At 59.6% G+C, this 13986-nt stretch carries 12 protein-coding genes; 3 read left to right on the top strand and 9 right to left on the bottom strand.

Translation table 11 applies throughout. From position 1 onward, the window contains the following. The 5 genes from U1707_RS12040 to trpC form a co-directional block, all read right to left on the bottom strand. Positions 1-846 (bottom strand): GDSL-type esterase/lipase family protein, encoded by an 846-nt coding sequence (locus U1707_RS12040; RefSeq protein ID WP_332800294.1) that lies wholly within the window; start codon positions 844-846, stop codon positions 1-3. Further along, positions 843-1346, bottom strand: coding sequence for a hypothetical protein (locus tag U1707_RS12045; protein ID WP_332800295.1), 504 nt, complete (start codon positions 1344-1346; stop codon positions 843-845). Before U1707_RS12045 ends, U1707_RS12040 begins: the two co-directional genes overlap by 4 nt. Before the next feature lie 614 nt (positions 1347-1960). Then, entirely contained in the window at positions 1961-2419 is a 459-nt protein-coding gene (locus U1707_RS12050) for an MEKHLA domain-containing protein (RefSeq protein ID WP_332800296.1), read from the bottom strand. A 214-nt stretch (positions 2420-2633) separates the two neighbouring features. Further along, entirely contained in the window at positions 2634-3629 is a 996-nt protein-coding gene (locus tag U1707_RS12055; protein ID WP_332800297.1) for a 2-keto-3-deoxygluconate permease, read from the bottom strand. A 147-nt stretch (positions 3630-3776) separates the two neighbouring features. Beyond that, positions 3777-4592: an indole-3-glycerol phosphate synthase TrpC gene (gene trpC / locus U1707_RS12060; protein ID WP_332800298.1), complete on the bottom strand. Its 816-nt coding sequence runs from the start codon at positions 4590-4592 to the stop codon at positions 3777-3779. Between the two features lie 467 nt (positions 4593-5059). Between trpC and U1707_RS12065 the strand changes: the two genes are divergently transcribed. Beyond that, entirely contained in the window at positions 5060-5356 is a 297-nt protein-coding gene (locus U1707_RS12065; RefSeq protein WP_332800299.1) for a hypothetical protein, read from the top strand. A 268-nt stretch (positions 5357-5624) separates the two neighbouring features. On the opposite strand, the gene U1707_RS12070 is transcribed toward U1707_RS12065, so the two are convergent. The 3 genes from U1707_RS12070 to U1707_RS12080 are packed head-to-tail and all read right to left on the bottom strand — an operon-like array spanning position 5625 to position 6978. Beyond that, on the bottom strand, positions 5625-6134 hold the full coding sequence (locus U1707_RS12070; protein WP_332800300.1) for a cupin domain-containing protein: 510 nt from the start codon (positions 6132-6134) through the stop codon (positions 5625-5627). Beyond that, positions 6127-6567: a VirK family protein gene (locus tag U1707_RS12075; RefSeq protein ID WP_332800301.1), complete on the bottom strand. Its 441-nt coding sequence runs from the start codon at positions 6565-6567 to the stop codon at positions 6127-6129. The genes U1707_RS12070 and U1707_RS12075 overlap by 8 nt, the downstream gene beginning before the upstream one ends. Before the next feature lie 39 nt (positions 6568-6606). After that, the gene (locus U1707_RS12080; protein ID WP_332800302.1) at positions 6607-6978 is read right to left on the bottom strand and encodes a chorismate mutase; all 372 of its coding nucleotides are present in this window, start codon (positions 6976-6978) and stop codon (positions 6607-6609) included. Between the two features lie 135 nt (positions 6979-7113). Here U1707_RS12080 and dapC point away from each other — a divergent pair, with 135 nt between their 5' ends. Continuing rightward, complete coding sequence (dapC, locus tag U1707_RS12085; protein WP_332800303.1) at positions 7114-8322, top strand: succinyldiaminopimelate transaminase; 1209 nt, start codon at positions 7114-7116, stop codon at positions 8320-8322. A gap of 175 nt (positions 8323-8497) precedes the next feature. Continuing rightward, positions 8498-10792 (top strand): penicillin acylase family protein, encoded by a 2295-nt coding sequence (locus U1707_RS12090; RefSeq protein ID WP_332800304.1) that lies wholly within the window; start codon positions 8498-8500, stop codon positions 10790-10792. Positions 10793-11103: 311 nt separating this feature from the next. Here the strand turns inward: U1707_RS12090 and U1707_RS12095 are convergent, their stop codons facing one another. Next, complete coding sequence (locus tag U1707_RS12095; RefSeq protein ID WP_332800305.1) at positions 11104-13776, bottom strand: TonB-dependent receptor plug domain-containing protein; 2673 nt, start codon at positions 13774-13776, stop codon at positions 11104-11106. Positions 13777-13986: the final 210 nt, after the last annotated feature.

Genomic DNA, 13986 nt, shown 5'->3' on the forward strand with positions numbered 1-13986 from the left:
TCATTCCAGCGACGGACGTACTGACATCTGACGGTTTGCCGACTCCCCCAGCGCTCGCGCGATCGCCGCCTCCGCCACGGGCGCCATTCGCGCATAGCCCGAGGCGAGCGGATGCACGCCGTCGTCGCTCAGGCCCCGTTCGAGCAGCCCAGATCCGTCCACCAGCCGTGCGTAATAATCTGCATAGGCATAGCCGCGGGTCGCGCAAAACCGCCTGAGCCAGGCGTTGAGCGCGCGCAGCTCGGCGGGGTTGCGCTCGTTGAGCACGTCCTTGGCCTCGTCTGTGTAATTGTTGACGGGCAAGAGCGAGGCGAACACCACTTTGATGCTGTGGTGATCGACAAGATCGGCCATCGCCTCCCAATTGGTCTCGATTTGCTCGGGCGTCTCCTGTTGCAGGAAGCCCTGCACGTCGTTGATCCCGGCAAGTATCACCACCACGCTCGGCTGCAGCGCGACGACGTCTTGATGGAAGCGTAGGAGCATTTGCGCGGTTACTTGGCTGCCGATGCCGCGGTTCACATAGGGCTTGCCAGGGAAGCTTGCCGCCAAGTCCCAGCGATCGGTGATCGAGTCGCCGAGGAAGACGACCCGGCGCTCGCCGGGTTTCGGCGGCGGCAGCGCGCGATCGGCGTCGGCATAGATATAACGCTCGCCGAAATCCTGCATCAGGCTGGGCATCAGCCGGGTACGGTACGGCCCGAGCCATGGGCCCCAGTCCTTGTCCTTGACCACCCGCCGCTCGGGCGAGTTCTGGTAAACGTTCGACGCGGGCGGGCTTGCCGATCGCTGGGCAAAGGCGGCACTGCTGACGCCGAGCAGCATTGCCAGTAGCGCACGCCTCACGCGAACACGCCCTTGCGCACGCCGTAGGCGTAAAAGATGTCGGGCCAGGCGGAGGTGGTGGCGCTCTTTGGCGGACGAATGCCGAAACCGTGGTCGCTTTCGTCGGATACGTGCAGCGCTGCCGGGCGCTTGGCGGCGAACGGCGCAGTATCTAACGCGATGCTGTTGGCCACCGGCACCAAAGTGACGCCGCGAGCGCTGAGCCGCGTCCCCTCATCGACGCCCTCATTGTAATAGGACAGGAAGCCGTAGCCGCCACCCGATATGATCAGCACCGCCGCCCCGTTGGCGCGTGCAGGGCGCTTCATCACCAGCATCGGTTGTGCTAAATTGAACAGGAACTGGTCCGGGTTTGCAGGATCGTGTGCCTTGCGAACAATTCTAGCGCGGTGATCGCCCGGAATGTTGCTAGGCCAGAGCGGAACGGTATCGTCTAGAGGGCTGGCCTGCGCATCTGCGGAGGTGGCGAGCAGGGTCAACGACGCCGTCAAACCGGCCATCAACAATCGCCGACTTCTATTGATAGTATCCACACAATGCCCCTGCGATCCGCTACTGTGGGCGAGACCGTGGCATGGCTGGACCATCCGGGCTGGTCAAGCTGTGGCAATGCAGCAGATCGCGTATGACGTATCAATTGCTCACCGACTAAATGCTCGCACTGTGAATGCCGTACCGTGTAACCGGTTATCTCGTTGATCTATTTCAGGGGCAGGACGCGTTGCGGTTGGCATCACCTTTTTGGATTGCTGCATCTACGCCCCGGTGGTTTATTTCGGCGCTACGAAGCGGCATCAGTACGTCCGCTAACCTCCCAGCCACGGCAATTACAACGGAATATCAAATGCCAAAAGCGGTTATCGTGGAGATGAATGAGCGTCTGAAGTTGGGAAGCGGGGGGAGGGCACGCGAATGTCTAATTGGGGACCGTACAGATTGGTGAAGTCCGGCACAGAAAAGTTTTTGCGTTCATTCAGAAGTACCCGCAGGCCCTTGGCATCGTCCGTTTAGGCTGGGTTGCAGATGACGATCCCGAGTTCGGGCCAGCCTTCGGCGGCGAAAGGGAAGGGCCCCATCGCCAGCAGCACCGTGCCGGGGTGATAAATGCGCTTACTTAACCAGGGATTGAAAATATTGCAGCTTGTCCCTGCATTGACCCATCCTGGTCGATTAACTGCCAGACACAGCCGTCATCGATCGAGAAACGGTGGCCGGACTTCGCTATTCTTATGCCGCAATATCCAGAGTAATGCCCGTGCTTTTTAACCCTATCTAAGAGAATCTGTCGGTCCGCACGATTAATTGGTTCTGCGGATAGCCGTGATGGCAGAGACGTGATTTCTTTCCAATCATAACCAAAACAGCGCTGAGCAGCTATATTCGCGTAAATGAAGATCGGATCGGGGTTGGAGTTGTGTGCGACCACAGCAAATGGGGCGGATTCATAAAGCCACTGTTCATCGCGATTGTCAGGAACCAAGGGCTTTCCTACGATGCGTTGATAACTGTTAACTAAGAGTTCGAAGAACGGCTTATCATTGTAAAGTTCGTTAGCTGATTGAGCGGAGGGCATCAAAGACTCCTAATTTCACTGCGGATGTGGATATGGACCCGATCAGCTCTGGGAAGGCGCCGAGGCCTGAGCCGTGTGCAGAGCCACCCGGCCTTTGTCCCGGCAAGCCAGTTTTCTGCAATTTTTCCGTTCCATCTGGTACGATGCGTCCGCCGAGGATTGACTGACGATGGGTCAGTTTTACTGAACCGCCTCGGCTCTTATGCTAATAAACTCAAAAGTTAGTCTCAAGACGGACCTGCTGCGGTATACATTCCACCTGTCTGCCGAATTGCCTGTGCCAAAGCCCAGTAATAATTGGCACAATGATCGATGTCACAATCACACAGATAGCGACCAATGCCGTGGCATTTTTGGCTGTAGGCAGGAATTGTGGGGCAATCGCCGCGATCGCCAATGGATTGGCAACCGCGGCACCAGCAGTAGACGATGCTGCAAGGCCGGCGGTCCCGTTGCCTCGTCCAATCAGAATGTCAGCGATTATGAGCGGGGCGCCAGTTACGACAATTACAAAAAGGGCGAAAACGATACCGAGTGCAGCGAGTGGGGAGAGCAGCGTATGCAGATCAATGGTATTACCTAGCGCGAACGCAAAGAACGGGATCAGCATTCTACATCCCGGCGAGAAGAACGCCCGAAGCTTGGGATCCAGATTACCAAAAGAAAACCCCGCGATAAATGGCAGGATAGCGCCGATAAAGATCTCCAGTCTGAAATGCGCTACCCCCGCTGCACCGAGTATGAGCATGCTCATCAGCGGGCCGGACTCAATTGACAATAAAACGAAAGCCCCCGCCTCTTCGGTGCTTCCAAAGCTTTGCATGAGCGACGCGTAAAGTCCTCCATTGGTCATATCGACTGCGCAGACCATGGCGAGCAGAGACATTCCAGCGAAAAACCCGGTCTGGATACCTTCAGGTGGAATGTACCGGGAAGCGATCGAAACGATCACCCAGGCGGTGAAGAGCTTGGTCAGCAACAGCGAACCGGACTTTCGGAGCACCGTCGTGGTCGTGCTCAGATGGACGGACGCTCCTATACAGAAGAACCACACGCCCAGTACAGGGATTATCCCAGTCATGAGTCCTTGCGTAAAGCCCCCGAAATACGTCGGTGCGGTTGGGGCGAAAGTTCGGCATGATGCACCGATGAATAGCGGCAGTATCATCATGCCACCCGGAATACGGTCAACACGGTCTTTGATATTCATACTGACGCCGCCATCGTTGCGAGTTTAGCTCAATCAAGCGAAGATCGATGTTGTTCACGGTGCCATGGGAATGATCGGCCCATACGGCTGGTCGACCGATCTTTTATTACGCGCGGATGTGTGCCGTCCGGTTCGGCGCGTCTTCCATCATCCTTCGGTCCTTGCCGATTCATCGCCCGTCAGAAGACTGTGGGTCGCAGCTTCGACATCGTCCTTGCGCATGAGGCTTTCGCCGACCAGAAACGCGTTGATCCCACAAGACTTTAGTCGCTGGCAGTCGGCGTGGGTGAAAATGCCGCTTTCGCCGACGATCAGACGATCGCTCGGCACCATCGGTGCCAGAGTCTCGCTGTTGGCCAGACTGACATCGAAGGTCCGCAGATCGCGATTGTTGATGCCGATGAGCGGCGACGACAGTTTCAGGGCTCGTTCCATCTCCGATGCGTCGTGGACTTCGACCAATACATCCATACCGAGCGCGAAGGCTTCGTTCTCGAGACGTTGCGCGTCGTCATCGGACAATGATGCCATGATCAGCAGGATGCAGTCTGCGCCCCAGGCGCGGGCTTCATGGACCTGATAGGTCTCGAACATGAAGTCCTTGCGCAATACTGGTAACGTGCAGACATCACGCGCCGCGGTGAGGAAGCCGGGAGCGCCCTGGAAGCTGGGTGCATCGGTCAGCACCGAAAGACAGGCGGCACCACCGGCCTCATATGCTCTCGCGAGGGCGGGTGGATCGAAGTCCGGACGGATCAGACCCTTGGAAGGGCTGGCTTTCTTTATCTCGGCGATCAGGCCAAAGCGGCCTGCGGTCTGCTTGTCCACCAACGCTCGGCAAAAGCCCCGTGGCTCCGATTGATCCGCTTGCATTGCCTTGAGGTCTGCAAGCGAAACTTCTGCCTTTGCTGCCGCGATCTCCTGACGCTTGTAAGCCTCGATTTTTTTAAGAATGCCGGTCATGACGGACGCACTTCTTTCATTCGCTGCGGTAAAAGACGACTCCGGCTGTCAGGCAGCACGGCGGCATGCCTTCTACAGGGCAATCATCGCTGCCGCATCGGGCCGAATCGGTACTTTATCGCGAAGTTTGACCGTTTCGACCGGCCTCGACGGCCCTGCGCGAGCCGAACATCCATGGCGGTAGCAGCTTGCAATGGTGATCGATCAAAGCTGCGAGAAGGCAGTTTGCGCGTGCGTGAGATGGATCGAAGCGGCAAGCGCACGATCGTTGATATACAACCACGAGCGGTACGACGGATGCACAAATAAGGATTCATCCGCTCTCGAACAGGGAGCAGGGTTGGCTAGGCACGATACTGATCGTGGAGCACAGCACCTGAAGCTTCTGCCTGTCGGTCGCGGCGTCGATTTTCGCGAACTACGGTTTCAGCGGTGCGACGCCAGCCCGCTAAATGGCGGCCCCGTCCATGAAACTCGCATACCTGCCGCCAAATTGTCGGGCACCGACGCCTACTGATGCCGGATCGCGGACCGCATGGTCGATGATCGCGCGAACCAGTTGCTCGGCCCGATCCCCCACGACGACCTTGACGCCCGCCGAGCAGCGATCCGCGGCAATGGTCGTCCGCGTTCCAGCCGCCGTTCGCGAATGTGCCGAGATCGTTACCCGGCTTTACAGTTGTGTCGGCAGTGGCGAGATCGATCCGGAAAGCGCCGTAGCGCGGGCTGGCCTGCGCGGTTTGGGCAAGTCCGGTGGTCGATAAAGCGGGCGCGACGACGGCAAAGCGACAGGCGGGAAGGGTGGCTGAGCGGTATCCACGCTCCTAAGCGAGCGCAGCCAACATAGCGTCAGCGACTGTAGACAGCATATTGCGCGACATCGGCCGACATGGCGCCGAGAATAAGCGGTGCCGAGAATAGGGACGCCAAGAGCGAGAGCGGTGGAAACCGCGAAAGACCCAGATATTGAAGCTGGTCTCCAGACGCGAACGTTACCGGCCGTCTGCGCGCCTCCGTCTCAAGGCGCCATGCTTACCCATTTGCAGGATGCACACTCTCGAGATCCGGGCGAAGGACGACGCTTTCCTGCTCGTTCGGATCGGTACGGGCGATGACGGCGACGAATGGTTCGGTTTCGCTGGGGTTGTAAGGCAGGTGTGCGACGCCTGCAGGAATGTAGAAGAAATCACCCGCCCCGACCACGGCATGATCCTCTAGGGCGTCGCCGTACCAGCATCCTGACACGCCGCTCAGCGCGTAGATCGCTGTTTCATGCCCAGCGTGAAGATGCGCCTTGGCACGAGCCCCCGGCGGGATCGTGACGATGTGCATGTGCAGGCCGGTAGCGCCCACGCGCTCCGCCGAAATCCCGACCGCGTAATCAAGGCCCTGGATCCCCTGGGCACTTTTATCGGCGGTCATGAGGCGGCAGGTCTTGGCGCTCGACTGTACGATGTCGGTAATCTCGTAAATCCGCTGCTGGTGTCGATCTCTGTTTGCTGATGTCCCCGTCTTATCCGGGACCGCTGCCGAGTCAGCCATGAACCGCGACGAAGCGCATGCCCCTGTTGATCGCGCATTTATACTCCAGCGTCGTCCCGACACGCTGGAAATCCGGCACGCTGAACACAGTCATCGAGAAGTCCGCCTCGCCGTCCGGATGAACCTGATACCGCAGGAACTGCCGTATCGGCTTGCCATCGCGACCGATCGTGAAATGATCGTCGGCAAACGCCAAGCTCCCGTCCTCGGTCACACGATAGGCGTCGATGTGCCTGCCACCCCGCGTCTTCGTGGGTTTCGAATCTGCCGACGCGGGTTGGCACAGGCTCAGGTCAAGTACCACGGCAACCGAAACTCCACCATCGAGCGCATGTTCAACCGCGGGCAGATCGCCCAAGGTCGTTGTGGCGGACGCTTCGGAAGAGGCACTCAATAACGCCAAACCCACCAGGATATTACGAACGATACCCATCGATTTATTCCGACGGACAGGTTTGGCGATGAAGGAAAATTACAACGCTTGGTGACAGTGAGCGCCATGCAAGTTTTTAACGCGTGCCCCATCGCAGGCTTGTGCATTTGCGAACCCCTCGTGATGCCGGATCACTTCGGTAATAATGAAGCGTAAAAACTTCTCCGAGAAATCGGGGTCGAGTTGCGCCTCGTCAGCAAGCTGGCGCAATCGTGCGATCTGACGTTTTTCCCGCTCGGGATCGGCGGCTGGATGGCCATGCGCTGCCTTCAGGGACCCGACCGCCTGCGTGACCTTAAACCGCTCGGCGAGCATGAATATTACCGCTGCATCAATGTTGTCGATGGTCTTGCGATATGTGTTCAGGAGGTCGGTAGCCACACGCACACCCTTTTGACAGTTCGCTGCCATATACCTGCAATTGACGCTACGGCGAGGCCGATTCCCGACGGTTCGGCGCATCTCCAAACCCGTTGGCCAGATTGCACAGGATTCGCAGGACTCGCAGGATTGCTGCGTTGCGAAACAGTCGTCAGGGTTGGCTCTATGAATAGCGATCTGCGCCGCTTACACCCTTACCCCTTCGAGCGGTTACGAGCACTCCTGTCGAGTGGAGCTTCAAGGAACGACGTCGCGCCGATCGCGCTTTCGATTGGCGAGCCCAAACACCCTTCGCCTGCACTTGTCGGGGAGGCGTTGGCGGCAAACCTCGATCAGATGGCGATCTACCCCGCCACGCAAGGCACGCCCGCCCTTCGCGAGACGATCGCGCGCTGGTGCGAACGACGGTTCGATGTTCCGGATGGCTGGCTCGACGCGAGCCGACACGTTCTGCCCGTCAACGGCACGCGCGAAGCTTTGTTCTCGTTCGCACAGGCCGTGGTCGACCGCGACGCCGACGGTCTGATTCTTACGCCCAACCCATTCTATCAAATATATGAAGGCGCGACGATTCTGGCCGGAGCGACGCCCTATTACCTGCCCTGCCTAAAGAATCATTTCTTCATCCCGGACTTCGACGCCATAGACGTCGATACCTGGCGGCGGTGTCAGATCTTGTATTTGTGTACCCCGGGCAACCCGACCGGCGCCGTGATGCCGCTGGATATACTGAAGCGCTTGATCATGCTGGCGGACGAGCATGATTTTATCATCGCCTCGGATGAGTGCTACAGCGAACTCTACTTCGATGAGGGTGCCCCGCCGCCCGGTTTGCTAAGCGCCTGCGCGGCTCTTGGCCGTAGCGATTTCAAGCGGTGCGTCGTGTTCAACAGTCTCTCGAAACGCTCCAACCTACCGGGCCTGCGGTCCGGGTTCGTGGCGGGGGATGCGGAGATTCTTAAGGGCTTCCTCCTGTATCGGACCTATCATGGCTGTGCGATGCCGGTTCATGTCCAGTTGGCCAGCCTGGCGGCGTGGCGCGACGAAGCCCATGTCCGAAGCAATCGCGATCTCTACCGGGTAAAGTTCGACGCCGTGCTCCCGATCCTATCTTCCGTGCTGGATGTGGCGCGACCGGATGGCGGATTTTTCCTTTGGGCCGAGGTGGGGATGGACGACACCGTATTTACCCAGCGCCTGTTCGAGCAGACGAATGTGACGGTCGTCCCAGGCTCGTACCTTTCGCGACCGGTCGACGGGGTCGATCCGGGCGCCGGTTGGGTGCGCATGGCGCTCGTCGCACCGCTAGCGGACTGCGTAACGGCAGCCGAACGGATTCGCGACTTCATTCTCGGCGCCCAACCTACAGGGTGATACCGAGCTGGCTACACCGTTAGATTACAGTATCTTGAGCGATGCGGTACATCGCCGAATCCGGAAAGGTCGGTACATGACTATAATGGTTAAGCCCGGACTTTGCGCTCTTTTCCTCGTTCCCGCCTGTCTTGCCGTTTGCGGCCCCGCGCACGCGAGCCCCGCAAAGACAACGATGGCTGTTCCAGGGCTATCGAACCCCGCCGAAATATTGGTGGATAAATGGGGTGTCGCGCACATCTACGCTAAGACGGGCGACGACGCGTTTTTCCTCCAGGGTTTCAATGTCGCGCGCGATCGGCTGTTCCAGATCGATCTCCTCCACCGGAAGGGTCTGGGTCATTTATCGCAAGCGTTCGGGCCGGCCTATGTTGAACAGGACAGGGCGGCACGACTGTTCCTGTACCGTGGCGACATGGCGGCCGAGTGGAACAGCTATGGGCCCGCCGCGAAACGAACGGTCTCCCGGTTTGCGGCGGGTGTGAACGCGTATATCGATTGGGTCGGCGCGCATCCCGGCGATCTCCCATACGAATTCCGCCGACTTTCCTATAAGCCCGAAAAATGGTCCGCCGAGGACGTGGTCAGGATCCGGACGACCGGGCTTAGCCGCAACGTGAAAAGCGAAGTGGCCCGATCGAAGGTGGCATGCCATGCCTCGCTCGCGGTCGACGCGGTGCGTCTGCAACTCCGCCCGGCGTGGAAGACCAGCGTTCCAGCGAACCTCGACCCATGCCTGCCAGACGATGTCCTCGAGGTCTATGAGTTGGCGACAAGCACGCCCGATCTGGCGAAGTTCAAACCCGGGCAACCTGTCGTTGCCATGGCATCGAACGATGACCTTTCCGCCGCGGAAGGCAGTAACAACTGGGTCATCGCCCCTGCCAAGTCGGCGACCGGCCACGCCGTCCTCGCCGACGATCCGCACCGTGCCTATACCGTTCCCAGCCTTCGATACTTCGTCCACCTCAACAGCCCAGGCCTCGACATCATCGGTGCGGGTGAGCCTTCGGCGCCGGGCGTTGCGATCGGGCATAACAGCCAGAGCGCGTTCGGCCTGACCATCTTCAATATCGATCAGGAGGATCTTTACGCGTACCGGCTGAACCCGGCCGACCCGTCGCGATACTGGTACAAGGGGCGATGGGAACCGATCGTTACGCACCGCGAGTCCGTGGCGGTTCGCGGACAAGCTCCCGTGTCGGTCGATCTTCAGTTCACCCGGCACGGACCCGTGATCTACACCGATGCGAAGGGCGGCAAGATCTATGCGGTCAAATCGGCGTGGAGCGAGCCTGGTACTGCCCCGTATATGGGATCGCTCCGATATCTTACAGCGTCGTCTTTCAGCCAGTTCAAAACCGCCTTGGCCGACTGGAAAGCCCCCTCGGTCAACCAGGTCTATGCCGACGTGAAGGGCAATATCGGATGGGTCGCTGCTGGCCTGACGCCGAAGCGCGACACGTGGGACGGACTAATGCCGGTACCCGGAGATGGGACCTACGAGTGGAAGGGCTTCTGGAAAGGCAGCGATCTCCCGTCTGCACTAAACCCCGCGTCGGGATATTTCACGACGTCCAACGACATGAACCTGCCGGCCGGTTACCCGGTTGCCGAGCGAAAGGTCGGTTTCGAATGGGCGAACGACGCGCGACATTCGAGACTATCGAACGTGCTTTCCAGCCTGCCGGTCGTGACGATCGAGGATTCGGAAAGGCTTCAGAACGACGAGGTTTCTCTGCCCGCGCAGCGATTGGTGGCGTTGCTAAAACCGCTGCAGTCGGACGATCCGGTGACCAGTGCCGCGCTCCGCTTGCTAAGGCAGTGGGACGGCGTCCTGCGCGCGGAATCGAACGCCGCGGCTTTGGAAGAGCTGTGGTTCAGCAAATATCTAGGCAACGCCTACAAGGCACTGATCTTGTCGCCATCGGATGCGCAGACGTTCAAGGCTCCCGATACAGCCGTCCTGCTGGACGCTCTGGAGCAGCCCGGACCGGCGTTCGGCCGCCAGCCCGAACTCGCCAGGAACAACCTGATGTTGAACAGCCTGCATGCCGCGTACAATGAACTGTCGAAGATCCAAGGGCCCGATCCCGCACAGTGGCAGTGGGGCAGGCTGCATACCAGCTTGGTTCGTCACCCGATGAGCGCGATAGCCGGTGCCGATGCGAAAATGCTGGATGTCGGCCCGTTCCCAAGGGGCGGGAGCCCCTATACGCCAAACCAATCGAGCTACGATGACGGGTTCAAGCAGACGATCGGACCGTCGGCGCGATTGATCATCGACCTTGGTAACTGGGACAATTCGCGGGCCGTCAACTATCCCGGCCAGTCCGGATCCCCGACGAGTCCGCACTATCGCGACCTGGTCCCGCTATGGACGAAGGGCGAATATTTTCCGCTGCTGTATACGCGGGCGGCGGTCGAGGCGGAGACGGAAGAGATAATTGCGCTATCGCCTGAAAGGTAATGCCGGATCAGCAAAGAGTTTGAGGCCTTGCGCTGCCACCGTGGCTGCGGACGGTGTTCCCGCACGGAGGCTGATCACCTAACCGGCTGAAGAAGGGGGCGCCGACACTGTCGCGGTTGCCTGTAAAGGACCACGGAGGCGTTGGCCGCTGTAAAATAGAATCAGTAATTACGTGGGCTCACACAATGCTATCGCGTGGTTAAGTGTTGAGTGGCTGAAGTACGATGAAGCTCAATGCTTAACCTAGCGATCTGCCTTGCCTGCTACCGGAACACAAAACGGTGGGGACGCGGTGGCGTCCCCACCTCGGTTCAATATTTTACGCGCAGGCGCGTGTAGTAGAAGCCTCCGTTAAAGCCGAACGGACCGCCGTTACGCGCATAGACCTGGCCGTCTGACGTGCCACCGGTCAGCGGATAGACCTGAACGGTGGCGCTGGGGGCCAGCCGATCAGGATGCTCGTCGGTGAAATTCTGCGCGCCGACCGACAAGGTGAAGTATTTGAAGGTATAGCTCAGTTCGAGATCGGTCGTGAACTTGCCGCCGAACGTCTGGTTCGCCACGCCGTTGGTCTGGCCGTAATCCTGCGCGCTGGTGAACGAGCTGTAATAGTTCTCGCGAACGTTGAAGCTGAGGTTATCTAGCGACCAGTTCGCATTGAACACGACGCGGTGCTTGGGCGCGAGGTTTTCCGCATCGATCAGCTGCGCGACGCTGACCACCCTGGTATCGTAATCCGTGACCTTGGTGTCGTTGTAATTGTACGCCAACGAGAAGTTGAGCAAGGCATCGCTCAGTTTGGTCCGGTACGTCCCGACGACGTCGATGCCCTGGGTGCGGGTCTTGAAGCCGTTGGTGAAATACTGGACCTGGCCACCGACGCCGACCGGCAGCAGCGCAGGTTGCGCCGCAAGATCCGCTGCCGTGACGATGAACGGCGAGGTCAGGCCGATGCGGTTGCGCAGGTTGATGCGATACCCGTCGACCGTGATGGTCATGCCGCGAACCGGTTCGAGAATGACACCCAGACCGTAGTTGGTCGACTTCTCCGGCGACAGGTTGGTTGCCCCGTAATATTGTGCGACCGCAGTGTTCGTCGGATACGTCCCCGCCTGAAAAGCGACACCGTTGTTGAACGAGGTCGTGACGATCGACACGTTCGACTGACCCGGCGATGGTGCGTGGAAGCCCGTGCCGAAGCTGCCGCGAACCGAGAACCCTTCGACGAATTTGTAGAGCGCGTTGACCTTACCGACCCAGGCGTCGCCGAACGTGTTGTAATGCTCGTACCGGCCTGCTGCGCCGACGCTTAGCGCCTCCGTGAGATCGGTCTCCAGACCGACATAGGCGGCGTAGGCCTTCTGGCTGAACTTGCCCGCGGTTGCCGGGCTCGTGCCGGCATAGCCGCTCGCGCCGACGCCCTGCGCGGCGGTCGTGCCTGACGGCGTGTACACCCCCGGTGCGGTTTGCGTGTAGAGCTGTTGCGCGACGGCATAGGGGCCTGCGGCGTAGGATTGCAGGTCGCCGGCGGTCTGCTCGTAGGTTTCCTTGCGGAATTCGCCGCCAGCCGAGATCGTCAGCGGCGCGGCGAGACCAAGGTCGGCTGCATAGGTGAAGTCGGCGTTAAAGTTGACCTCCTTCTGGATCAGATCGCCAAAGTCGAAGCTCGTCTGGGTGGCTGGCCCGAACGAGAAGTTGGCCGAATTGTACATCGAAAGGGAGAGTTTGTTGCGGGCCAGCGTACCGGAAAGATCGTAGGTGAAGTCGCCGGCGGTGCCCTTGTAGCCGAGCACGCCGTAGAGTTGCTGCGTCTTGCCGACGAAGCGAGGGGTGAAGCCCGCAGGGTAAAGCTGGCTGTACCGGAAGGTATTGCCGTCCCGTACGAAGCCTCCGGTGGGACAGGTCGCGTTACCGGTCGGGCAGGGGGTCAGGAAGAAGGTATTGTTGAATGCGGCATTGGCCCCCTGATTACGCACTACGCCGTTTGTATCCACCGCGGTGCTGGACACGGACGGCCGGTAGTTGAAGCTCTGGTTGCCTTTGCTCGCGGCGTAGTTACCGAAGAAGTAGAGCTTGCTGTCCGCGGTCACGTTCAGTGCAGCGTTTACCACCGACTTGAAGCCGTGCGAGGGCGAGTTGCCCCAGATCTGCACGGGAAGGGGATAGTTCGGCAATTGCGAGGCAAGCGCCGGAAAATTCTGCGCGAAGTTCGCCGCCGATGGGCGCTGGCTACCACGGCTCGTCTGCCCCTCATCGACATATTCGCCGGTTGCGTTGATGAAGCCCCAATCGCCCTTGACGCCGGCGTTGCCGGCGATCTGGTAGCTTTCGCCGTCGCCGGCATAATATTGGCCGGCACGCCCGACCAGTTCGATGCCCTGGTCTTCACGCAGACCGTAGTTCAGCACGCCCGCGATCGCGTCGGAACCATATTGCGCGGTGGCGCCTTCGCGCAGCACCTGCAGGTTGCCGATCGCGAGCGACGGGATCGCCGAAATGTCGGGTCCCTGCGCCCCGCGACCAAGGCCGGTGTCACTACCGCCATAGACCTGTACCAGCGCCGACCGGTTGTAGCGCTTGCCGTTCAGCATCACGAGGACCTGATCGCCCGACAAGCCGCGAAGCGACGGGGACCGAACGAAGGTCGAGGCATCCGAAATCGAGTTCTGCCCTGCATAGAAGGACGGTACGATGTTCTTGAGTGCATCGATCATGTTGGCGGCAGGCTGCGTGGTCAGATCGGCCGAACTGATGACGTCCACAGGGGAGGCTGAATTGGTGAGCGTACGGTCGGTACGACGCGTACCGAGTACGAGAATGCTGTTCGCCGGTTCGGCCTCGGCAGATGCTGCCGCTTGCGGCGTCGGATCTTGGGCGGAGGCCGTAGCGGTGTCCTGTGCAGTATCGGGCCCGGCGGCGAAAGCAGCAGAACCCGAAAGTAGAGCAACCGCCAATGCAACGGTCGACGTCGTGTATCTGATCATCTGAAACCCCTTGAGAAACCCGGCTCTCCAAGAGCCTTTTTCCAGATGTTCCCGCCAACGATCGTCGATTATGCTCGACGTATCGAAAACGCTTTTTGATCAGCCCTGCGAATGTCGTGACGGTGTCGTTCGACGCACCGTCGTTGCGTGATAAACGGCCACACTAGGCCTGCGTTGACAACCGCAAACGCCAACTTTTGTCATTTAACC

Origin of the sequence: Sphingomonas sandaracina (assembly GCF_036663695.1) — a bacterium.
GTDB lineage: Bacteria > Pseudomonadota > Alphaproteobacteria > Sphingomonadales > Sphingomonadaceae > Sphingomonas.